This is a genomic window from Burkholderia semiarida (assembly GCF_029268935.1).
In the GTDB taxonomy this organism is placed as follows: domain Bacteria; phylum Pseudomonadota; class Gammaproteobacteria; order Burkholderiales; family Burkholderiaceae; genus Burkholderia; species Burkholderia semiarida.
In genome coordinates this window covers 724,809-745,678 of the sequence record NZ_JAHLCL010000001.1, presented here as the reverse complement: position 1 = coordinate 745,678, position 20,870 = coordinate 724,809, and the positions used below count along the sequence as shown (strand labels likewise).

Annotated in this window: 24 protein-coding genes; 22 read left to right on the top strand and 2 right to left on the bottom strand. The window is 61.5% G+C overall.

The window, feature by feature from the left end:
* The first annotated feature begins 303 nt into the window (after nt 1-303).
* The 12 genes from KPB06_RS03435 to KPB06_RS03380 all read left to right on the top strand — a co-directional run bounded on the left by KPB06_RS03435 (nt 304) and on the right by KPB06_RS03380 (nt 7,775).
* Entirely contained in the window at nt 304-957 is a 654-nt protein-coding gene (locus tag KPB06_RS03435) for a DNA methyltransferase (RefSeq protein WP_038740883.1), read from the top strand.
* A gap of 23 nt (nt 958-980) precedes the next feature.
* Nucleotides 981-1,487: a hypothetical protein gene (locus KPB06_RS03430; RefSeq protein ID WP_011695191.1), complete on the top strand. Its 507-nt coding sequence runs from the start codon at nt 981-983 to the stop codon at nt 1,485-1,487.
* A 49-nt stretch (nt 1,488-1,536) separates the two neighbouring features.
* On the top strand, nt 1,537-1,704 hold the full coding sequence (locus KPB06_RS03425; protein ID WP_166488174.1) for a hypothetical protein: 168 nt from the start codon (nt 1,537-1,539) through the stop codon (nt 1,702-1,704).
* A 52-nt stretch (nt 1,705-1,756) separates the two neighbouring features.
* Entirely contained in the window at nt 1,757-1,945 is a 189-nt protein-coding gene (locus KPB06_RS03420) for a DUF6900 domain-containing protein (protein WP_041489708.1), read from the top strand.
* Between the two features lie 699 nt (nt 1,946-2,644).
* A complete protein-coding gene (locus KPB06_RS03415; RefSeq protein WP_011695192.1) occupies nt 2,645-4,774 on the top strand; it encodes a ParB/RepB/Spo0J family partition protein in 2,130 nt (709 codons plus the stop codon).
* 737 nt (nt 4,775-5,511) lie between these two features.
* Nucleotides 5,512-5,802, top strand: coding sequence for a hypothetical protein (locus KPB06_RS03410; protein WP_227745824.1), 291 nt, complete (start codon nt 5,512-5,514; stop codon nt 5,800-5,802).
* Between the two features lie 14 nt (nt 5,803-5,816).
* Nucleotides 5,817-6,083 carry a hypothetical protein gene (locus tag KPB06_RS03405; RefSeq protein ID WP_275920410.1) on the top strand — a complete coding sequence of 89 codons (267 nt, stop codon included), beginning with the start codon at nt 5,817-5,819 and terminating at the stop codon, nt 6,081-6,083.
* A 46-nt stretch (nt 6,084-6,129) separates the two neighbouring features.
* Complete coding sequence (locus KPB06_RS03400) at nt 6,130-6,609, top strand: hypothetical protein (RefSeq protein ID WP_275920409.1); 480 nt, start codon at nt 6,130-6,132, stop codon at nt 6,607-6,609.
* 5 nt (nt 6,610-6,614) lie between these two features.
* A complete protein-coding gene (locus KPB06_RS03395) occupies nt 6,615-6,875 on the top strand; it encodes a DUF3717 domain-containing protein (protein ID WP_420831922.1) in 261 nt (86 codons plus the stop codon).
* 57 nt (nt 6,876-6,932) lie between these two features.
* Nucleotides 6,933-7,076 (top strand): hypothetical protein, encoded by a 144-nt coding sequence (locus KPB06_RS03390; RefSeq protein ID WP_154641514.1) that lies wholly within the window; start codon nt 6,933-6,935, stop codon nt 7,074-7,076.
* A gap of 104 nt (nt 7,077-7,180) precedes the next feature.
* Nucleotides 7,181-7,474, top strand: coding sequence for a type II toxin-antitoxin system RelE/ParE family toxin (locus KPB06_RS03385; RefSeq protein ID WP_089487652.1), 294 nt, complete (start codon nt 7,181-7,183; stop codon nt 7,472-7,474).
* Between the two features lies 1 nt (nt 7,475).
* Nucleotides 7,476-7,775, top strand: a complete 300-nt coding sequence (locus KPB06_RS03380) for an addiction module antidote protein (RefSeq protein WP_027811056.1) — start codon at nt 7,476-7,478, stop codon at nt 7,773-7,775.
* A gap of 162 nt (nt 7,776-7,937) precedes the next feature.
* On the opposite strand, the gene KPB06_RS03375 is transcribed toward KPB06_RS03380, so the two are convergent.
* Entirely contained in the window at nt 7,938-8,249 is a 312-nt protein-coding gene (locus tag KPB06_RS03375) for a hypothetical protein (protein WP_275920408.1), read from the bottom strand.
* A gap of 1,683 nt (nt 8,250-9,932) precedes the next feature.
* On the opposite strand from KPB06_RS03375, the gene KPB06_RS03370 reads away from it, so the two are divergent.
* The 5 genes from KPB06_RS03370 (at nt 9,933) to KPB06_RS03350 (ending at nt 17,249) form a co-directional block, all read left to right on the top strand.
* On the top strand, nt 9,933-10,334 hold the full coding sequence (locus KPB06_RS03370; protein ID WP_089487649.1) for a hypothetical protein: 402 nt from the start codon (nt 9,933-9,935) through the stop codon (nt 10,332-10,334).
* Nucleotides 10,327-12,429: a type IV secretion system DNA-binding domain-containing protein gene (locus KPB06_RS03365; protein ID WP_275920407.1), complete on the top strand. Its 2,103-nt coding sequence runs from the start codon at nt 10,327-10,329 to the stop codon at nt 12,427-12,429. Before KPB06_RS03370 ends, KPB06_RS03365 begins: the two co-directional genes overlap by 8 nt.
* Nucleotides 12,430-12,435: 6 nt before the next feature.
* A complete protein-coding gene (mobF, locus tag KPB06_RS03360) occupies nt 12,436-15,330 on the top strand; it encodes a MobF family relaxase (RefSeq protein WP_275920406.1) in 2,895 nt (964 codons plus the stop codon).
* 462 nt (nt 15,331-15,792) lie between these two features.
* Nucleotides 15,793-16,269, top strand: a complete 477-nt coding sequence (locus tag KPB06_RS03355) for a cupin domain-containing protein (protein ID WP_227745825.1) — start codon at nt 15,793-15,795, stop codon at nt 16,267-16,269.
* A 167-nt stretch (nt 16,270-16,436) separates the two neighbouring features.
* A complete protein-coding gene (locus KPB06_RS03350; protein ID WP_027811061.1) occupies nt 16,437-17,249 on the top strand; it encodes a VUT family protein in 813 nt (270 codons plus the stop codon).
* On the opposite strand, the gene KPB06_RS03345 is transcribed toward KPB06_RS03350, so the two are convergent.
* Nucleotides 17,236-17,853, bottom strand: a complete 618-nt coding sequence (locus KPB06_RS03345) for a helix-turn-helix domain-containing protein (protein ID WP_089487645.1) — start codon at nt 17,851-17,853, stop codon at nt 17,236-17,238. The two genes, KPB06_RS03350 and KPB06_RS03345, sit on opposite strands and share 14 nt — an antisense overlap.
* Before the next feature lie 282 nt (nt 17,854-18,135).
* Here KPB06_RS03345 and KPB06_RS03340 point away from each other — a divergent pair, with 282 nt between their 5' ends.
* The 5 genes from KPB06_RS03340 (at nt 18,136) to traL (ending at nt 20,866) form a co-directional block, all read left to right on the top strand.
* The gene (locus KPB06_RS03340) at nt 18,136-18,387 is read left to right on the top strand and encodes a hypothetical protein (protein ID WP_034192245.1); all 252 of its coding nucleotides are present in this window, start codon (nt 18,136-18,138) and stop codon (nt 18,385-18,387) included.
* 531 nt (nt 18,388-18,918) lie between these two features.
* Nucleotides 18,919-19,605 carry a lytic transglycosylase domain-containing protein gene (locus tag KPB06_RS03335; protein WP_275920405.1) on the top strand — a complete coding sequence of 229 codons (687 nt, stop codon included), beginning with the start codon at nt 18,919-18,921 and terminating at the stop codon, nt 19,603-19,605.
* Nucleotides 19,602-19,991, top strand: coding sequence for a hypothetical protein (locus tag KPB06_RS03330; RefSeq protein ID WP_275920404.1), 390 nt, complete (start codon nt 19,602-19,604; stop codon nt 19,989-19,991). The genes KPB06_RS03335 and KPB06_RS03330 overlap by 4 nt, the downstream gene beginning before the upstream one ends.
* A 176-nt stretch (nt 19,992-20,167) precedes the next feature.
* On the top strand, nt 20,168-20,566 hold the full coding sequence (locus tag KPB06_RS03325) for a hypothetical protein (RefSeq protein ID WP_275920403.1): 399 nt from the start codon (nt 20,168-20,170) through the stop codon (nt 20,564-20,566).
* A 12-nt stretch (nt 20,567-20,578) separates the two neighbouring features.
* A complete protein-coding gene (gene traL, locus KPB06_RS03320; RefSeq protein ID WP_089487643.1) occupies nt 20,579-20,866 on the top strand; it encodes a type IV conjugative transfer system protein TraL in 288 nt (95 codons plus the stop codon).
* Nucleotides 20,867-20,870: the final 4 nt, after the last annotated feature.

The window sequence follows — 20,870 nt, the reverse complement described above, 5'->3', positions numbered from 1 at the left end:
GCTGCGCCCTTCAGCTCCGTCCCCTTCCTCCGGTATTCGACTGCCGTCGACCTTTCAACCCGGAGCCCACGTTCGCCCGCCGTGTCCTGGCGGACGGACCGCTGCGCCGTGCGCGACCAATGTCGCACGGCGCCCCGCTCCTGCAAGGGGCTTTCGCGGCATATCCTCGCGCGCTTCGCGCACTCCGGTATTCCACGGTCCCCTTGCCCGCCATTCCCCTGCGGGCGCTCGCCAGCTCCGGGTAGCACGGTTTGCGAGCCGCATCGCTCCGGCTGCCCCTATCTCGACTCTATGGAGCTGACCGTGAGCTATTTGTACAACGGCGACTGCCTGGTCGCCATGCCCAAACTCGCCCCCGAATCCGTCGACTGCATCGTGACGGACCCGCCTTACCTCGTGAATTTTCGCGATCGGAGCGGCCGCTCGATCGCGAACGACGTGAACGGCGACTGGCTGGCGCCGGCGTTCGCCGAAATGTTCCGCGTCCTGAAACGCGATGCCGTCTGCATTTCGTTCTACGGCTGGAACAAGGTCGACCTGTTTTTCGACGCCTGGAAAGCCGCCGGCTTTCGCGTGGCCGGCCACTTCGTCTTCACGAAGTCCTACGCGTCCAAGGCCGGCCTGGTGAAGTACCAGCACGAATCGGCCTACCTGCTCGCCAAGGGCCGGCCCGCGGCGCCGGCGGCGCCGATCGCCGACGTCATGCCGTTTCCGTACAGCGGCAATCGCCACCATCCGACCGAAAAGCCGGTCGCCGCGCTGCGCACACTCATTTCCGCTTTTACGCAGCCCGGCGACGTCGTACTGGATCCGTTCGCCGGCTCCGGCTCGACGTGCGTTGCCGCCCGCGAGCTCGGGCGCCGGTATATCGGCATCGAACTGGACGCGACCTACTTTGCGGCCGCCAAGGCGCGCCTGACGGCGCCCGTCGCCGGCGCCGCGTTGGCCGCCGCCTAAGACCCGAACAGAGGACATTCATCATGCAACTGATCGTTTCAGCCTATTCCGGTCTCGAGCAGCTCGACCATCCCCGCACGAACGAAAACGGCGACCCTGTCGACGTGTTTTGCGTCCGCCTCGACGCCGCGGTGCGGTTCCCGCACCGCGCCAGCGACCTGGACATGGCGCGTATCTATCGGTACCGGAATTCGTTCGAATTCAGCGCCGGCACCTACGTCATGCACGACATTTTCCGCGAGCGCCTGGCCGAGCTCGCCGATTACCCGGCGATCTCGATCGGCGCCGCGCGAATCTGCCATACGAACGGCGCGATCGCGGCAAAGGACGGCCCGTTCAAGGAACTGATCGATTTCTCGATCACGTCGGGAACGCTCGGATCTCGGACTTCCGCAAAGCTGGCCGACGATTTCAGTCAGTTCCTTGGGGCAATCGACGCCGATTGCGATCACCTGTTCGCCGAGCTGTACCGAAATTGGTATTTCGCCTTCTGCCTGGCCGAGAACTGCGGCGCAGTGCAGCTCTCTTGACCACACAAGCGCCGGCCGCGGGCCGCGGCCGGCACACCTGGAGATCAGCATGCCCCGATATTTGATTGATGCAATTTTGGCCGCGATCGCAGCCAACGCCTTCGGCCCGGAGATCTCGGACGTATGGGATTCCGACGCGGAAATTGAAGTCCTGCCGGCGTCGTTGCGTTACGCGATGCTGGAAGCGTTCCAGGCCGGTCAGTGCGCCCGGCGATAAATTCACCCGCCTGCCCGGGCTTTGCCCGCGGCAGGCCTCTGCCGAGACACCCATGAACAAAGGCGAATTCGAAATGTTGCTGTTTGCGATCGCGCGTATCCATCTGAACATCGACACGCTTGAAACGCGTTACAGCGACCGGCTGGATTTCCACGACTGTGCCGTCTGGTGTATCCGTGCCGCATTGGTCGCGGCGTACGACGCTGGCGTTATTGAAGGGCGCCGAAACGCTTCGAAGTGAGGCGCGGCCGCCGGCGCGCGCCTGGCGCCGGCGGCGTTCGCCGCTAGACCATGTTCCACCGCCGGCGTGGGCCCGCGGGCCCGGCCGGCGCCTGGAACGCGGAAGGCCGATTCCGTACCACGAGATGTACCACTGATCCGGGGCGGCCCACCCCGCCCGCATCGAGCGGCCGGCGCGGGCGGGGACTGCTCGCCCCAGCTGGCCGCGGTAGATCTTCACCGTTCCCAATATCCAGCCGGCGCGCGGCACCTTGCGCGCCCGGCTGCGCCAAGCACGCAAGCCGCACGCACCCGCGCGCCAGAGAAACGGGCTGTCCGCTCCTGGGGCTCGGCCGCCGCCGGCGTCCGGCCCCGGCGCTGGCCGCCCCGCCAGCCGCGCGGCGAGCCGCGCGGAGTTCGCGCTCGGGCCGCGCGAGCGGCCCGGCGCCGGCGACGTCCGGGCCTCGGCAGCCGTCCCCGCGTTCCAGCCTCCCCCGTCGGCGCATCAGCTGCCATCGGGCCGCCTCATCCCGACGCATAGTGCGGCCCGCCGTCACCGCAAGGGTTCGCGCTGCCGCGCGCGGCGCCCGGTCGCCCGGCCTGGCGGCCGCGGCGCTGCGGCCTTGCGCGCGCCCTTGCAGTGCCTGCGCGTCCGCACTCCCCATGCGTCGAGGCGGCTCCGAATGGCAGCTTTTTCCACCCCGACGTAATGGAGGCTTTTATGAACGCAGTGACCACCGAGATCCCGGCCCTCGCCCACGATGCGGGCGTTCCCCCCGCACCCCCCGAGGCTCACCGAACGGCAGACGAGCTGCGCGACATCCCGCTCAAACGGCTCGTCGCGTCCCCCTACAACGTGCGGCGCGTGCCGCCCACCGGCATCAAGGAACTCGCTCTCAATATCTGGAAAGTCGGTCTGCTCCAGAACCTGATCGTCCATCCAATGAAGGTCGGCGCGCGGAAGGCGCAGACGTTCGGCGCGGCCGCTGGCGAACGCCGCCGCCTCGCGCTCATCTACCTGTTCGAACACGACTACATCCCCGCCGACCACCCGGTGCGCTGCCGGGTCGTGCCGGTCGAGGACGCCGTGCTGCTGTCGGCAACCGAGAACGAAATGCGCGAACCGATGCACCCGGCCGACGCGTGCGACGCTTACCGGATTCTGGTCGAATCCGGTCGGTCGATCGAGGAAATCGCGGACCTGTACGGCGTGCATCCGAAAACTGTGCAGCGCCGCCTCAAGCTCGCGCGCGTCTCTCCGAAGCTGGTCGACCTGTTCCGCACCGGCGAGATCAAGCTCGATCAAATGCAGGCGCTCGCGCTGTCGGACAGTCACGACGAGCAAGAGGCCGCGTGGTTCGACGCCGAGCCGTACAACCGCGACGCGCACGCGATCCGCCGCCGCTTCGTGCGCGACGAACAGTCGTTCGTGAGCAACCGCGTCGCGAAATTCGTCGGCGTCGAGGCGTTCGAAGCGGCTGGCGGTGCAGTGCGACGCGACCTGTTCTCCGCAGCCGAGGATGCGTGGTATCGCGATCACGCGCTGATGCTGCGCCTCGCGACCGAGCAACTGGAAGCCCTCGGCGCGTCCGTGCTGGCCGAAGGCTGGGCGTGGGTGAAAGCCATGCCCGAACGGGACCATGCCACGCGGTCGCAATTTCGCCCGGTGCTGCCGCGTCGAACGGAACCCACCGATGAGGTGGCGAAAGAACTGGCGGCGATCGATCAGCGGCTGGCCGAGATCGCGGCACAGTGGGAAGCCGACGACATGGACGACGAAGCCGCCGAGCGGCTGGAACTGGAAGAAGGCGCGTTGAGCATGCGTCAGGACGAGATCGAGGGGTCATTGCTCGTCTACCATCCCGACGACATGGCGCAGGCTGGCGCGCTTCTCTCGCTCGATGCGAACGGCGAGCCCGTGATCGAGCGCGGACTCGTTGCGCGTGAGCCGGTTGCAGCCGCGACGACCGAAAGTGGCGAGAATGGTGACGACGATGACGACGACTCGTCAGATGGTCAGCCCGCGCGCGTCGCCGCGTCGGCTGTGAAGCCCGCGAAGGGGCCGCACTCCGAACGGCTGACGCTGCGCCTGAACGCGCATCGCACGGCGGCCGTTGCCGCCGCCCTCGCGCAGCAGCCGCACGTCGCGCTCGCCGCGCTCGTGCACCGGCTGCTGGCGGGCGAGTACGGCCACAGTACCGAAGGGAGCGCGCTGGACGTGACGTTCCGTGACCACTCCCACAACCTGACGAAGCATGCGCCGGAACTGGACGACGACCTTGCGTTCACGATGCGGCGAGAGCAACGCCGGGTTTGGGGAGGCGTCATCCCGAATGACAGTGACGCGCTGCTGCGCTGGCTGATCGAGCAGACCGACGAGCGCCTGCTGCTGATCCTCGCGCAGTACGTCGCGGCGAGCGTGGACAGCGTGCGCCCGGATGAGCGGCCGCACGCGATCAACGCACTGATCCCGGCGCTCGGGCTGAATCTCGCGGATGCGTGGCAACCGACGAAGGCGGGCTACTTCGACCACGTTTCGAAAGATCGGATCGTGGACGTCGTGAGCGCGGCCGTGTCGCCTTCCGATGCGATGCGCGTGGCGAAGCTCAAGAAGGGGGACGCGGCGACCGAGGCCGAACGGCTGATCGCGGGGCGCGGTTGGTTGCCCGAGCATTTCGTCACGGCCGAAGCCGTGCGGATGAAGCTGTGGGACGTTCCGGCGAAGGCGTCGCATGCCGACGAAAGCGCCGAGGAAGCGGAGGCCGACGAGCCTGCGTTGGTTGCGTCGGCCGACGACGTCCGCGACGACGCGTCTGTAGCGGAAGGCGAAGGCATGCCGCCGCGAGATTGACCTGATCGACGCCAGCGGGTGCGCCGCGCCCGCTGGTGCGGCGTGCCGGTCAGTGTCCTTCGGCGGGCCGTACGCAGCATGATGATCTACTCCCGAAAGTTCTCACTTTCCGATTCTCTGCCGCTCCCGTAAAGGATCACCTTTCCGATGCTGCGCATGCGCGCCCGTCGCTGTGGCGCATGCGCTGGCGGCACTTCCCTGACTTGCTGCTCGGGCGTCTCCCTCCGCTTCGCTCCGGGCCGGGCTTTCGCGCTGCGCGTCGAGCCTCGCTGCGCGAGTCTCGCCCCTACGGGCTTCAATCCCTGACGTCTGCGCGCCGTGCCGGCGCTGCGCGCTTCGCTTGCTCGTGGAGTACGCGCCCGCTACTCGCGGGCGGACAGCAGGTCTAGCGGCCGGCTACGCCGGCCGAGGGGGCGCGGGGCCGGCTGCCCCGCGCCGTGTGCGCGATCCGGCCGGGGAAACCGCGTGGTTGCGCTCCATCCTTTTGCGCCGGGTTAAGCGCGTGGATCTGCCATTGGGAGCCGCCCCTTTTCGACGCATAGCGCGGGCGGGCACGGGCGCAAGGGTAAAGGCTGCGCTTCGCCCCGCCCACGTCCTCACCCGTTCGGTGCTCGGCTACGCCTGCGCTCCGCATGCGGCCTCCGGGCGCGCCCTTGCACCCGTGCCCGCCCGCGCTAAACCCGCGTCGAGGCGGCTCCCAATGGCAGATCCACAACCCGACACAAAAGGACGAAATCGTGAGCACAACCACCCCCGACCGAATCACGCACACACGCGCGGGCGTTCCCCCCGCACCCCCCGAGGCTCACCGCCAGGCAGGCATTCGACACACGAAAAATCGCCTGCGTGCCACGGCCGCGCATTGGTTCGAATGCCCGTTCGACGCGCCGATTCGTGTCCTGCACCGCTGGACCCGTCCCGATGACGATGCGCGCGCCGTGCGACTCGAAACGAACGTAGCCGGTCGCGTGCAACGCATCACCCTGTTCCGCCTGACGTCCGGCGCTTGGTCGCCGGTTTGGCAATAACCCGGAGATTCACGATGAGCTACGAGACTGACGAACTGATGATCGACGGTATTACCGAAGGTTTTTTCGCAATTGCGTGTTCTGAACGTGCTGCGTCCTCCATCGCGGTACATCATGGCGACGATGGCGAACTGGCATTTACGCTGCCCACGATCGACTGGACGGCGTGGCAAATCAATGTCGCGATCATGATCTACGAAAAGGCGTACGCACGGGGCGAGCGCTACGGCGCTGCGAGCGCTCAACGCGTCATCCGTGAAGCCCTCGGCATCTTCCATTGACCGTTTTGCGGGCGCGCCGACGCTGGCGCGCCGATCGGAGCGAACCGTGAAATTTGATCGCACTCCCGTCGACAGTTTCGATTTTGCCCTCGAAGCGCGCGCGCAACTTGCGCTGTTTCGCATCGCTGCAACTGCCGGCAACGAAGATAAGGCCGAGCAATACCTCTGGCATGCTGAAAGCTGCGCCCGCGCGAGCGGAGCACGTGCATGCCTCGAAGGGGCCGACATGTCGCTCTTGCTGGCGGTCGAGCCCAGTCTGATTCCGCATTGGGATGACGGCTTCGAAGCCGAGGAACGCGGTCGGGTCGTTTGGTTCGGGGAATGGCTCAGCGACATGGACGGCTTGAACGAAACGCGCCCGAGCGTGAGCCTCACGCGGGACGGCTATGTCCCTGCCCTCGAAGTCTCTCATCGGGGCGGCGATTGCGAGCCAAACGCCGGCCATCCGCGCGCGACGCTTCAGGAGGCAATCGGTGCCGCCAAGGAAATGGAATCGCGCTGGCACTTCGAAGAATGCATCGACTAACCTGCGTGCGCCGCGAACACGGCGCACGTCACGGAGCGAAAGCGATGAACAACCCAACAGTTTTGCATATCGAGCAGATCGAGCGCGCGATCAACATTTGGCGCGCACGCCAACCGAGCGTAGACGGTGATCCAATCCTGTGCCGCGAAGCGCGGATTCTTGCCGAACCCTACGCGCTGATGATCGTGAACCGCGCGACGCAGATCGACGCGGCGCACTTGTCGGACACGCAACGCGCCGCGTTCGACGGCGCGTTTTCGCAATAGCGCGTCATCGACGCGACCCGCGTTCGTTATAGCGGGACTTCACGAAGGAGATATGACATGCGCGCTCAGTGGGCGATCACCTACAAGACAGCGACTGGATTCGACGTCGAGATCATCGACGCATGCAGTTACGAAGAGGCTTGGACCCGTGCGGAATCGCTCTTTGGCTCGCAGTTTGTAGAGGTCGAGCGCGTCGCGTGAAAACCGTACCCCCTTCGACGGGCGCATTTCGCGTCGCCGGGGCGTTCAGCCGGCACCCAGAATGCACCTTGAAATCGTGTATCCTATGGGATACTATATAGGATATGAGAATCGAGCAGACAGACGACTTCGCGAAATGGTTGCGCGGCCTACGCGATCACATCGCGCGCGCGCAGATCGCCAAGCGGATTCAACGGCTCGCGCGCGGCCAGTATGGGGACGTGAAGCCGGTGGGTGCCGGAGTGAGCGAAATGCGGGTGCACGTCGGCCCCGGCTATCGCGTCTACTTTGTCCAACGAGGCTCAACGCTCGTCGTCCTGCTATGCGGTGGCGACAAGTCAACGCAGCAGCGCGACATTGAGCGTGCTATCGCGCTTTCGGCGCAATTGGGAGATTGACATGGGTATCAAGACAACGCCGTTCGATGCGGCCGAATACCTCGACACGCCCGAGGCGCAGGCCGAATATCTGCGGATTTCGTTCGAGACCGGCGATTCCGCCGACATTCAGGAAGCCATCGGCACCGTGGCGCGTGCGCGTGGCATGACGCAGATTGCGCGCGACGCGGGCGTCGGCCGCGAAAGCCTCTACAAAGCGCTGGACGAGCACGGCAACCCGGAATTCGCGACGATCCTGCGTGTTGTGCGCGCGCTCGGCCTCACGTTGACCGTGACGACGCCCGTACACGAGCACGCCTGAGCCGGGATTTTCGCGGCGTCGCGGGCTGGCGGGCGCTCGCCGCTACGCCGCGACCACCCGCCAGCCCGCGACCAATGCGTTAGCCAGTTTGCGCGCTGCGCAAACGAATCGGGGCAATCCCGCTCCGCGCACACTTCGTGCGTCGCCGGATTGCCCCAACGATCACACCGACGCGCCGTCGGCGACGGCGGCGGGCGGCACGCCCTGGGCGGGTTTCGCCGGCACCGGGGTCTCGCACGGTTTCGCGAGTGCGACTTTTACCGCATCAAGCCGCTCTTTCCACTGTTCCGCCGAGATCTCGTCCAGCCCTTCCGCGCGCAGCAGCTCGAGCACCGCCTTATGATTCCGCTCGCGATCCCTGCGGATCATCTCGCGCTGTTGGTCCTGCAGCTTTTTCAGCTTCGCCGCCGTCCGCGCGATCTCGTCTTCGATCGATCGCGGCTTCCGTGCCGTCTTCCCTGCATCTGCCGTCATGGCCTCTATCACTCCATTGCGCCCCTCCCCCTTGCCGCGCAGTGTAGCGGAATTCGGCCGCGCAACGTAAAGCACTGAGGCCTGATACCCCGCTGTCGCACCGCTGCCCCGCGCATCATCCGTCGCGGCGCAATTGCCCGCTGCGCAACTCGCGCGCAGCGGCCGGCACCGTCGCGGCCGCAGACGCAACCGCTCCGAGCGCGGACCACCTAGCCAGAGCGCAATGCTCGCATTGCGCAGCTCCAGCACGGCGGCCGCCACCGTCGCGGCCGCCGGCCCGACGCCCCGTGCACCGAGCCGGCGTGCCCGCGTTTTTCCTGCTGTCGCCGCGCCGGGCGTCGCCCGCGCCATTCCGCGGCCGCCGCCCGGCGCGGACCATCCACCCAGACGCAATGCACGCATTGCGTAGCTCGAGCACGGCGGCCGCCACCGTCGCGGCCGCCGACCCGACCAAGCCAGCGCGCCGAGCGCCCGCCCCGCGCTTTTTTCGCACAGTCGCCGCGCGGGGCGTCGCCCGCGCCGTTGCGCAGCCGCCGCCCTGCGCGGACCACCCATCCAGTGCGCAATCCTGAATTGCGCAGACCGTGATCGGCGGCCGCCAAGTCGCGCCCGCCGAATACCGCCAAACCGAACGTGCTCACAGCGTTTTCTCTCTGGCTGTTGCTCGACACCCCATCGATCCACGACCGAAATCCGCGCACGCCGGCAGGTTTTCCACATATCCACCGGTCCCCGCGCTTCTTCCGTTTCCCACAACCAACACCGTTGTGGAAAACGGCGCGCGGCCGCCGCTCTTGCGATGTTGATGCATCGCGACGTCGGTCCGGACCCGTGGATATGTGGAAAACCTGCGTGGCATAACCACCCTCGTCGCTCCGAATTTCCCCCTGTCCGCTCCCTGCCTCCGTTCGACCTCCCTATTCCGTTTTTTCCCTGTGCGGAACGGATCGACGCTCGCCTCGTTTTTCTCTCTTTCGTGTCGGTGACTCAACCTTCACTTTTCTGCAAAATTTTCGCGGTGCTCCACCCAGGCGAACGCCTCAACGGAACGAAATCCTCGCTCTTGCTGGCTGCGATGCCGATCGCCACGCCTGCTGAAAAACCGGTGGTGCCCGGACCCGTCCGGGCACCACCATCCAGATACCGTCCGTTCAGGGGGCGACCCGTGGGGCAAGCCCCACCCCCCGACCAGACGGTCACACACCACGCAACTCCGTTGCGGGCGCTTAAAGCCTTGCTGCGCAAGCCTTTAAGCGGTACGACGCCTAAAAGCGCGATATCGCTAAGCTAGAGCCGAAACTCAAAGCTGGATAGAGCGTATGCCGGTATGACGCCCGTAAAACCCCTTTAATACCGTTGGACCTACGATCGAAAGCTCGCGTGACAACGGCTATATGCGTATTACACCATTGGCGTCACGGTAGTACACCTAAATTCAATGAAGATCCAGATATACAGAAAACGATAATTAAATCAGTGCTTTAAAGACGCGAGGCGGATGTTGATGGAGAAAACAATGCGAAACGGCAAGATTGTCGCCGTTCCCAGAAAAACACATAGCCGTATGACGAAACAGCGTGACCATGTGCTAACATCTTCACACGACGGAAGCGCGTATCGGCAGCTCAATCCGCAACTAACCACGGCCACAAAAAGGTAAGGATCTCTCGCTACGAGGTCTTCATGCCGCGTCTCAAAACGCCGGGAAAAGGTGCGTCCAAACCCATCTCCTTCAAACTCGATCCCGAGTCGGAACGCTTCTATCGGCGCAAGGCCCAGGAGAACGGTGTCTCGCTGTCCGACTACATTCGCAAGCAGCTTGCGCTCGGCGTCGTCACCGAAAATGTCTCGCTCATCGACCAGCGTCTCAAGGCGCTCATTCAACAACTGAGTGGGCACACGCCGTCCGATGGCGGCCCAGGCAAATCCGTCCAATCGCTACCGTCCGAACTGGTTCAAGCGGTGTTCTTCAGCCGCGAAGTCCTGACCAGCATCATCAGCGACAGAAACATCCAGTTCTTCCATCAGGCACAGGATCGCGCCGAAGCCGCTACCAAGAAACTGCTGGGAGAGCTCAATGGCTGATCAACGCTCACCCAGCGGACTCGCCACCTTTTCGCGAGGAACTGCCCTCTGGTGGCAACAGGCAAAGCTTCTCACCAGTGCGATTGTGGCGGTTGTCATCGCGGCAATTCTCGTCGGTGCGCTGGCCGGCGGTGCATACCTGTATTTCGTCACGTCGGCCGAAACTCGCTATTTGACGATCAAGCACGTTGAGGCGGAAATCCTCACCGTCGTTCCGATGGCGAATCCGAACGTCTCGTTCCATCTCGGCAACGACGACACGGTACTGCCGCCCGGTGCGGCGCTGTCGTTTACCGAGGATGCGGCCGACGAGTTCTTCGTCTATGCGCGCAATGCTGCCCTGTACGCTGTTCTAACGGCTATTGCCGTCACGTTCCTTTCCGTCCTGTTTTGGATGGAGTACGGCCGCGGAAAACTTACCGACAAGCAGGTGCGCGGTGCCAAGCTCGTGAAAGCAAAGGAGCTCATCAAGGAACTGGAGGCTCGAGACGACGCCAGCCCCTATCGCATCGCCGGCGTGCCGATGCGGAAGAAGGCCGAAGTGCTCGGCACACTCTTTTCTGGTGCCCAAGGCAGTGGCAAGTCCCAGCAGTTTTTTGCGCTGATGGATCAGGTGCGCGCCCGCAAAAAACGCGCGATCGTCTATGACCCATCAGGTGAATTCACCGCTGCGTATTACCGCGAAGGGAAGGACGTCATCCTGAATCCCCTCGACGCGCGGAGCCCGAACTGGAATGCCTGGCGCGAAATCCAAAGCGAGATCCATTACGACGGGCTGGCTGAGGGGCTCATCCCAATTCCGCCGAATGTTGCGGACCCATTCTTCGCGATTGCGGGGCGCATGGTTTTCAAGGGGGCGATTCGTGCGCTTGGCGGCGACAACAAACGAACCAACGCAGCGCTGTACAAGGCTATCGCCCATAGCAATCTCGAGGAATTGCACGCGATCCTAGCGAACGAGTCCGCGGCGACCTACGTCGATCCAGTCACTGAGCGTACGGGCATGAGCCTCAAGATGACCGTGCAGAACCAGCTCGATTGCTTTCGTTACCTGCACGACGAAGGCGAGCCATTTTCGATCCGAGAATGGATCCAGAATGAGGATGAAGAGGACGATTCCTGGCTGTTTATTACCGTCAACGAGGAGCAGAAAACCGCCCTGCTTCCGCTGATCAGCCTCTGGTGCGATATCGCGATCCGCTCGCTGTTGACGCTCAAGCCGATTCATCGCGAACGTCTCTGGTACTTCTACGACGAGCTCCCCACTCTGCAAAAGCTCGAGATCATGAAGCTCGCCGTCACCAACATTCGGAAGTACGGCGGTTGCTTCGTGCTCGGCATCCAGGACTTTTCCCAACTGTTCCAGATCTACGGCGAGCACTTGGCGCGCACGATCATCTCCGGATGCCAGACCAAGCTCCTGCTTCGCGTGACAGATGGTGATGCGGCCAAGGCGTTGGCCAACGCGATCGGACAGGCCGACTTGGACGAAAAGGAAGAAAGCCTGAATCTCGGCATCGACGAGCGGCGCGACGGCATGAGCGTTTTTGCGCGACGCAATCTCCGTGATCTCGTCCTCTCATCCGAAATTCTGCACCTGCCCGACATGCAGGGCTATCTGGTCACACCGAGCGACTATCCGGTTGCCCGGGTCAAGTACGAGTACGTCCCCCATCCCCAAACGGTGACGCCGTTCGTCCCGCGCCAAACGTACGATCTCTGGCTACCGGCAAGCGCTGCTGCTGACGGTCCGGCTGCCTCGGAGCGGCGATCCACTGTGCTGCCTTCCCCGCCCAGCCCGACGGAGAAATCTGGTACGGACCCGTCCCGCTCCCCGTCACCCAATCCTTCGGACGCTCCGACTGCGACCGCCGAGTACTCGTCGACCAACCCCGCCTCTGCCGGCCCGGATGTTGATCCGGCCGCGCCGAGCACTTCTCGTTCCGTAGCACAGCCGTCCAACGTGATCTCGCTGTCGACTGGCGAAATCGTGGACGGTGACACCGGCGAGGTTCACGATACGTCGGCTTCCCGCGAGCCAGGCGCCGGCGAACGGCCCACCGGCCGCGCCGGCCTCGGTGACCTGTTGGGGTGACACGCCATGATGAGCATGCACAATGTCGGCAGCGCCAGCCAGGCGCTCCACTATTTTTCGAAAGACAACTACTACACCACCGATCAGGGACTCGAACATTCCGCCTGGTTCGGCAAGGGGGCGGCCACCCTCGGTCTGAACGGGCAAGTCGATCGGAACGTGTTTTTCAAGCTGCTGTCTGGGCAGGTGGGCGATCAGCAACTCGGTCGCGTCGTCCTGGACGAGAATGGCGAGCCCGAGGTCGTGCATCGGCCCGGCATCGATTTGACGTTTTCGGCACCGAAGAGCGTCAGTATCGCTGCCGAAGTTTTCGAAGATCGCGAGGTCCGTCTCGCCCACGAGGAAGCCGTCAAGGAGGCGCTCGAGTACGTCGAGGCGTATGTGGCGCAGGCCCGCAAAACGGTCGATGGCGAGACGCTGGTCGAGCCGACCGGCAATGTAGTAGCCGCCCTCTTTCGACACAACACGAGCCGAGATCTCGACCCCGATACGCATACCCACGCCCTGGTCATGAACGCGACCCAACGCGCCGATGGCGAATGGCGATCGCTCACCAATGACGAGTTGTACGTGCAGCAGAAGGTGATCGGGGCAATCTATACGTCCTCGCTCGCGCGCGGGTTGCAGAAGCGCGGCTATGCCATCACGGCACCCGACGAGAACGGGAATTTCGAACTGGTCGGCGTCACTCGAGAGCAGATCGAACACTTCAGCCAGCGCTCGGCAGCGCGCGATCGATGGCTGCGGGCCAACGGAATCGATCCTGCAAACGCCACGGCCGCCGAGAAGGAGCGTGCCGTGCTCGCGACCCGCGAACGCAAGGTCGGCGTCGACCATGAGGTCTTGTCGGTTCAATGGCGTGAGCGCGCACAAGCAGTCGGCCTCGACTACAGCGTCATCCAGCAGAAGGCACGGGAGGCGCGGGAAGCGGGAACGGATGCACGGGTCGTCAAGTTGTCCGGTATTGAAGCCCTACGGTTCGCTGCGTCTCACCTCGGTGAGCGCGAAATTGTGCTGAACCAATATGACCTCGTCCAGACCGCGCTCGAACATGCGGTCGGCCGAACGTCTCCGAATCAGATTCTCGATGCCTACAAAAAGCTGGTCCATCAAGGCAAGATCGTCGACCTTCCGGACGGCAACATTACCACCGAGAAGATGCTCAACACGGAGCGCTGGACGGTCGAGAACGCGCTCGCGCAGCGAGATGCGACGCCGGCGATCGCGCCTGCCGAATTAGTCCGGTCCAGAATCGAACAGGCCATCGCCACCGCGCGTGCGGAGCGGAACGATTCCACCTTCGACTACACCCCCGGGCAGCGAGGCGCGATCGAGCATGCGCTGACGAGCAGAGACCGGATCGTCGCGGTGCAGGGGCTCGCCGGCGTGGGCAAAACCACGATGGTCAAGGGAACAGTCCAGGTCGCGCACGAGCAGGGTTGGCTTGTACGAGGGATGGCCGCAACCGGGCAGGCTGCCAAGCAGCTCGAGAACGACTCCGGTATCCAGGCCGATACGGTTACGATGTTCGAGATTCATGAGCAGCGGCGCCAGGATGATTTGAAGCTCCTGCGCGAGTATGTGCCGAACCTATCACGAGAGCGCGAGCTCTGGCTCGTCGACGAGTCATCGTTCCTCGCCCAACGGCAAATGGCTCGCCTATTTAAGATGGCGGAACGAGCGGATGCGAAGGTCATCCTCCTTGGCGACCGCCTCCAGCTGCAGGCCATCGAGGCGGGCAAACCGTTTGAGATCCTGCAGGACGAGGGCGTGACCACCGCTCAGATGACCCAGATCCAGCGCCAGAAGAATCCCGAGTTGCAGCAGGCAGTCGCGATCACCGTGGGCACCGCCGACCTTGCACCGGATGAGCCCCTCACCGACCTGAACCTCGCACGTAACGCTCGCGCCTTCGACTTTCTCGAGCGAGCTGGGCGCGTGACGGAACACGAGGATCCGCGAGACCTGATCGACCTGTTGGCGCGCCAGTACGTCGACCGGGGACCACGAAGAAATCAGACGATCATCATCACCCCGTTTAACGAGGACCGCGTCGAAATCAACAATGCGGTTCGGGCGGAGCTGCAGGAGCGTGGCGATCTCGATGTCAACGACTCGGCACACACCATCTTCCGGTCCGACGGCGATATGACCCGGGCCAAGCAGAAGGAGGCGCAGTACTACAGCAAGGATATGACCGTCCGGTTTGGTCGTGACTATCAGAAAATACTCGCCTCCCGCGGCGAATACATGCGCGTTGTGGGCACTCGACCCGACGAGGGTATCGTCGTTCTGCGGAAGTCCGACGGGTCTCTAATGGAATGGGAACCGAAGAAGTACAACCGGGTGGAGGTGTATCTCTCGGAAACGAGGAATCTCGCCGCGCGTGACGTCATCCGCTTCACCCGCGGCGACGAGCTCGTCAAGAATGGCCACGAGGCGACCGTCGTTTCTGTCAACGAGAACCAGGCGGTCCTGCGGCTCGCGGATGGCAAGGAAATTCCTTGGGATCTCGACGCGCAGCGTCATTGGGATCACGCGTACGCGGTGACGGTTCACGCAGGCCAAGGCGCGACCCGCGAGCAAGCCATGCTGCATATCCCTTCACACAAAATGGAGCGTGATCCGGAAGATGCTCGGCGCCAGTCAGACGTCGCGATGACGGTGCGTAGGATCTTCGGCGACCGGAGCTTCTATGTCGGGCTCACCCGGGCGGTCGAGGATCTCCAGATTTTCACGACCGACGCAATTCTCGCTCGAGCGGCCGTCTCACGCCACCAGGACAAGTCAAGCGCCATCGAGACGCTGCGTGAGCATGAGTTGGGCGAGCAGGCGAATACCCAGCCGCAGCGCCAGCGACGTCAACAAGCTGCGCAACAGATGCAGATCGAGCCGGACTGAGGTTGCGGCGCGCGCCCGCGACGCACGCTGTTCCATCGCCTCGCCGTTACGGTTATAGGGACGTTGCTCGGTCGCCGGCGCGCTGCGCGTTCAAATTAAATCAAATCGAAAGAATTCTGTTGGAGTCTCGAATATACCTTTCGATTTGTTGACATCTGTTCGCCGCGGGAACCTCCGTATTGCAAAGCGGTAAAGAATTTCAAATCGATGTCGATATCATCGTGTAGGATCAGCAGCGGTACTATTTCCCCGTGCACCTGCGGTCTGGCGATGTAGTAGAAATTTCAACTAAAACCACATCGTATGTTTGCGAAAAACAATAAATTTATGTGTAGAGGGCCGAAGGGGGTGATTCCAAGAGTCACCTTCGTTTCGATTTTTGTAATAATTTTCATGATATCTGCGGGAAACGTTATGTCAAATTCAAATCGCAGCAGACCGCACGAATCTAGGGAATTCTGGATGGGGAAACTCGGTCTGGAGCCTCATCCGGAAGGAGGCTATTTTAGATACGCGTTTGGTTCTGACATTTATCGAAAAACGGCGAGCGGCGCTGAAAGGAAAAATTATAGCGGAATCTATTTCATGGTGACCCATGATAGCCGGTCGCACTTCCATCAGATGATATCCGATGAAATATGGTACTACCACGCTGGCGACCCACTTACCATGCACGTCATCGATGAAACGGGAGCATATCGGACGGTCCGTCTCGGCCCGAACGTGGAACATGGGGAGGTACTTTCTGTAGTTATGCGCGGAGGATGGATCTTTGGGGCGTCGGTCGATTCAGGTGATTACACTTTGGTCAGTTGCACTGTTGTGCCGGGATTTGACGATGCTGATTATCGAATTCTTACTCAGTCCGAGTTGCTGGGAAAGTATCCGCAATATCGAGATATCATATTGAAGATGGCGTATCAGAATCTGCCCAAGTGACGTAAGTGTTCGGTTTTCCATGGTAGGCCGGTGGTGCTTTTGGTTGTTTGGTGGATCGATTTTGAACAGGCGCAATTATGGTAACGGCAAATAGTATCCCGAGATGCCAGGTAGAGGCGATTCTTCCGAAGGATGGTGAAAAGCGATTTTCGGTCGCGAGAGTGCGCGTGAATGATACGGGTATTTCGATGAAGCTACCCGTTGGTGAACTGTTAGAGGCGGATTGGATCGGCAAATTCTCTGCGAATGATGTCGCATTGCTCGCTACGGTAAATGCCAACGACGTCAATATCCAGAACATCACCGAGCGAGTGCCGCACTTCCCTTACGGGATTATTTATCTTACTGCACTATTCAGCGTCATGTTGGTCACGACCAATTTAATCGGAGATAGTATCACCACCATCAACCTGCCGTTCCTGCATGGGTACAGCGTCCTCTTTCCGACCGCGCTAGTCGTCTTTCCGTTGACGTATTGCTTTGGGGCTTGCATAACGGAGACTTATGGATTTGTCGTAAGTCGCCATGTGATATGGGGTGCGTTTTTAGTGAACATCCCGGTTATTCTGATTATTCTGTCGCTCGAGAAGGCGGGATGGCTGGGCGGTAGCGTTCTCGGAGTGTCCCATCAAATGATGAGGGCGCTGGGCGCATCGGCTGTCGGCTACTTCGCAGGCGAGTTATCTAATTCGCTGGTCGTATCTAGGCTGAAGATCGCACTAAGAGGCCGCGCCCTGATTCTTCGTTTTCTTGCGGCCAATGCAGTCGGAGCAGTCGTCGATAGCGTTCTATTTGGGACACTATTGTTCTACGGTGTTGTGCCGTTGACTGTGCTTCTCAAGATCGTGCTTGCACAAATCACGATAAAGATGCTGTACGAAATGGCGTTCTCTGTCTTGTTTTCCAGAATCGTTCTCTGGATAAAGTCGCGTGATGGTGTCGATCATTACGACTATAAGGTGAATTTCATTCGGAGCTAGCGCCCATTATGATTTCCACAACTTTTCCGATGATCGCTTGCTCATTTATCAATATGGGCCGGCGCTTTGAGGTTGATTCTATGTCGTAACCGATGAGTTTTTCGCCATCCGTCAACTTAACGAAGGTGTAAGTTTGTTCATCTACTTCGACAAATGCAAAATCGCCTGAATCAAGAGAGGCATAATCTCCGATGACAAGGATGGCATTGTGCGGAAGCGGTTCGGTGCGGCTCTTGGGGGCGAGTGCAATCGCAAATCGACTCGAATTTGCGTTCGATACCCTGATCCACAGCTGACCGTGGCGCGGCGCCGCGGATACTTTTCGCGCGTCGCGCAGACTCCGCTGCTCATAGACAGGCACGAACCCCCTGCTCTCTTCGCCGAAGAGGGACGACATCGGAACGGCGAAAAACCGGGCGATTGCTGAAATCGTGCTCAGTCTCGGATCGATAGTTTCACCCGACAACAGGCGGCTGAGCGTGCCCCGGTCAAGATCGATCGCGCGCGACAGTTCCGAGTCGTTGACGCCGGCCTCCTGCTGCAAATGTTTGACCGTTGCCACAAACGTGGCCGCTAGGCTTGCAAGTTCTTCCTTTTTCTTCACGCGCTATGCCCGACCCTAATTTTTGTTCAACGAAGGAGTTGAAAATTTTCAACATCCTGTTACAGTTGGTAACGTCATTTGCTGGTCGACCGATCGGCGCTGGTCAGGGTGGGAGGACAAGATCGTAGTCTCCCGCTGCGCCTTGCAAAATATGTTGTTTTGCAATGCAATTCATGTTCTAATGCAGTGCAATACAGGTAATGTTGGTAGAAATTGAATCGAACCATCCGAATCGGTAGCTATCGCTTTACTATCCTCCAGTTGAGCACATTGGAGGGTGGGTTGAGCAAGATTACTGAGGCGGAATTTCGGGATGCCGCGAAGAACAACGCTATCAAGCACGCATCGGTTTTGCGCACGGATAGGGGCTATCTCTTCGTCGTCGAACTGTCTTGGAAAGAGGGTTTGCACACGTTGTATACGTTCCGCAATGAACCGAGGACATGGGCAAGCCTGGATAGCATGATGAAGTACTTTGAGAAGCACGAGCTGAACGTTAACGTGATCACCCTGCAGTGGAATCCAAAGGGATGAGCGGTACGAACCTGGTAGATCCCGGTAGCGGCAGTCGTCGCCAAGTTTACCGATACGAAGTCGGCCCGGCCTCTGAGCCGCTCGTGCGAAAGCGTAGTGAGTTCTGAGCGCTGCCCACGTGTGACTAGCTGTTCTGTACGCGATCTTGGTCAATTGACCGCCGTGGGTTTTGAAGTGGACAAGAAAACATGTGCAGCGCTGCGAATATCGTCACGCCGCAGATTCGGAAAATCTCCGAACTTTCATGTCTGTGTTGTGCAGTTGTAGTTAATTAAGACGGACATACAGGGTGCGCCAACACCCCATATGTCCTGACCACAAGCAAATAGCTGGGAAAGCTGAGAGAGACCACTCGTGGCTACAGATATTGTACGTCAATCCTTCGGGCTTGACGCGTTCGATGCGTCCCTTTTTAAGGCGACGGCGATACGCCTTGTCCAACGCACTGGAGTATCGCGCGAGCGCAGGCCATTCGTTCGCTTTTCCGCGTCAAACCTCCTCCGCGGCCGCATGTCTTGCCCTGCGGGTTCGGTGTCACGCATCTATTCGGACATACCCCCTTTTTGCTCCATGTTGCTCTTTCGGTACGAGCAGCTTCCGCTCGTATCCCGCCTGTCGCTTTCTTCTCTCAGTGCCTCGACTGCAGGCGGTCTCGTAGCGTTTCGGGGCAACCCGATACGCTACGTTTTTTATTCCGTGCGTCGCCACTCATCGCATGCGATGCGCACCTTCTGCGTGGCAGTTGCTGCCACGATCGCCCTGCTCGCTGCTCCGCCTGCGACCGCGGACGTTTGCAAGGGCAATATCTTCAATGAGGCTGCAGCCCTCTATCACCTCGATCCCGATCTCCTGCGGGCGATAACCTGGGTCGAATCTCGTGGCATGCCCGGCGCCGTTGGGCCGCGCTTGCCCGACGGCCACCGGGCATGGGGAGCAGCGCAAATCAACGATGTCCATCTTCCCGAGCTCGTCAGCTACGGCGTCACCCAACGCGACCTCCTGAACCCGTGCGTGAACCTCAAGCTCAGCGCGTGGGTGCTCGCCAACTGCATCCAGGCCAAGGGCGCGACCTGGGCCGCCGTCGGTTGCTACAACACCGGGCCCGGTTCGACGAACATCGCCGCCCAGGCGCGCTATGTCCGGCTGGTGCAGCGTGCATATGCGGGCTATCGCGCCCAGTCGGCGCTCGGCAAGGTCGCCGAAGGAGGCGCGCGATGATGCGCCTCGTCCCTCTTCTTGGCCTGATTGTCGGGACCCTTGCGCAAGCCTGCTTTGCGTCTTCCCGACTTCCGGACTACGACGTCACGCAGATCGGCGAACCCGGCTCCGGCCGCTACGTGTTCTGTTCCGGCGACTCATGCCCTGAACCGACGATCAAGCACCTCGCGACGCCGGCGCCTGTCGTTCAAGAGAATCTATCGCTCCCTGTATCGGCTGTAGAAACCCGGCCCATTCAAAAGCTTTCCACGCCGATCGTCAAGCGCCATCGATCCCTGCACGCGCGAATCCGACATGTCCACCGAGTCGCGAAGGTGGCGAATCGAACGCTTTGCACCGCGGGCGCCGCGGTCGGGACGGCGTCGAAGCACCTGGCGGGCCGTTAGTCCGCGCAGCTCACCGATTCACCACTCGGCCAAGGAGGAAACACGATAGTAAGTAATCCGTAATGAAAGTTCGATTGTTCGTTTAACTACTTTCCCCCTGAATTGTGCTCGCGCTGCATGTAGCGCGAGCACAACCCCCGGCCCGCGCTGCTGGCTAGCTACCACATGAGGACTAGATGAATACCGCTCAATTCAACCAGCTCGAGATGCTCGAATATCGAGCCGCGAGCGCCCTCGTTGCTTTCGAGGATCGCGCGAAGGCGCTTCTGCAGAAATCTGAAGTGCGTGAAACCCTGAACTTCATCGCTGCCGTGATACTTGCGGTCACGCTGATGATGGTCGCGCGCTATGCGTTCGGAACGGACGGCGCGGAGTTCCAGCAAGGGTCGACCACCGTAGAAGGTTGGGCAAAAGGCAACCCAGGTAAGACCTGTGCTCTCGCCGGCGTCTTGTGGGGCAGCGTCCGAGCGATGTTCGTGAAGGACTACGGTGCGTTTGTTATTCCGTCCGGTATCGGCATCGCAGTCGGTGTGATCGTCGGCATCATCGACGCCAGCTACACCGCGACGATTTGAGCGGGGGCGGCGATGTCGGATGATCTCAGTCACTACGTACCCAGTCGCCTTGACGACCCGGAGAAGTTCCTGTTCTTTCGCAAGGACGTAGCAGCGATCGGGCTCACTGGCACGATCGGCGGTGTGTTGCTCAACCACACCTTGCTCGGTCTGGTCGCGGGCGTTGCGGTCGCGGCGCTTTGGCAGAAGTTCAGCTCTGGCCAGCATCCCGGTATGTCGGCTCACGTCATGTACTGGGTATTGGGTCAGCCGGCGCCGAAGAAGTTTCCGCCGTCCGATCTTCGCGAACTGAACGGGTGATTCG

What these genes read in the sequence shown, in the direction of transcription:
- KPB06_RS03420 (WP_041489708.1), top strand. Translation starts at nt 1,757, where the DNA reads ATGAACAAAGGCGAATTCGAAATGTTGCTGTTTGCGATCGCGCGTATC.
- KPB06_RS03390 (WP_154641514.1), top strand. Translation starts at nt 6,933, where the DNA reads ATGCGCGCTCAGTGGGCGATCACCTACAAGACAGCGACTGGATTCGAC.
- KPB06_RS03375 (WP_275920408.1), bottom strand. Translation starts at nt 8,249, where the DNA reads ATGACGGCAGATGCAGGGAAGACGGCACGGAAGCCGCGATCGATCGAA.
- KPB06_RS03425 (WP_166488174.1), top strand. Translation starts at nt 1,537, where the DNA reads ATGCCCCGATATTTGATTGATGCAATTTTGGCCGCGATCGCAGCCAAC.
- KPB06_RS03415 (WP_011695192.1), top strand. Translation starts at nt 2,645, where the DNA reads ATGAACGCAGTGACCACCGAGATCCCGGCCCTCGCCCACGATGCGGGC.
- KPB06_RS03355 (WP_227745825.1), top strand. Translation starts at nt 15,793, where the DNA reads ATGGGGAAACTCGGTCTGGAGCCTCATCCGGAAGGAGGCTATTTTAGA.
- KPB06_RS03370 (WP_089487649.1), top strand. Translation starts at nt 9,933, where the DNA reads ATGCCGCGTCTCAAAACGCCGGGAAAAGGTGCGTCCAAACCCATCTCC.
- KPB06_RS03330 (WP_275920404.1), top strand. Translation starts at nt 19,602, where the DNA reads ATGATGCGCCTCGTCCCTCTTCTTGGCCTGATTGTCGGGACCCTTGCG.
- KPB06_RS03430 (WP_011695191.1), top strand. Translation starts at nt 981, where the DNA reads ATGCAACTGATCGTTTCAGCCTATTCCGGTCTCGAGCAGCTCGACCAT.
- KPB06_RS03405 (WP_275920410.1), top strand. Translation starts at nt 5,817, where the DNA reads ATGAGCTACGAGACTGACGAACTGATGATCGACGGTATTACCGAAGGT.
- KPB06_RS03325 (WP_275920403.1), top strand. Translation starts at nt 20,168, where the DNA reads ATGAATACCGCTCAATTCAACCAGCTCGAGATGCTCGAATATCGAGCC.
- mobF (WP_275920406.1), top strand. Translation starts at nt 12,436, where the DNA reads ATGATGAGCATGCACAATGTCGGCAGCGCCAGCCAGGCGCTCCACTAT.
- KPB06_RS03380 (WP_027811056.1), top strand. Translation starts at nt 7,476, where the DNA reads ATGGGTATCAAGACAACGCCGTTCGATGCGGCCGAATACCTCGACACG.
- KPB06_RS03365 (WP_275920407.1), top strand. Translation starts at nt 10,327, where the DNA reads ATGGCTGATCAACGCTCACCCAGCGGACTCGCCACCTTTTCGCGAGGA.
- KPB06_RS03385 (WP_089487652.1), top strand. Translation starts at nt 7,181, where the DNA reads ATGAGAATCGAGCAGACAGACGACTTCGCGAAATGGTTGCGCGGCCTA.
- traL (WP_089487643.1), top strand. Translation starts at nt 20,579, where the DNA reads ATGTCGGATGATCTCAGTCACTACGTACCCAGTCGCCTTGACGACCCG.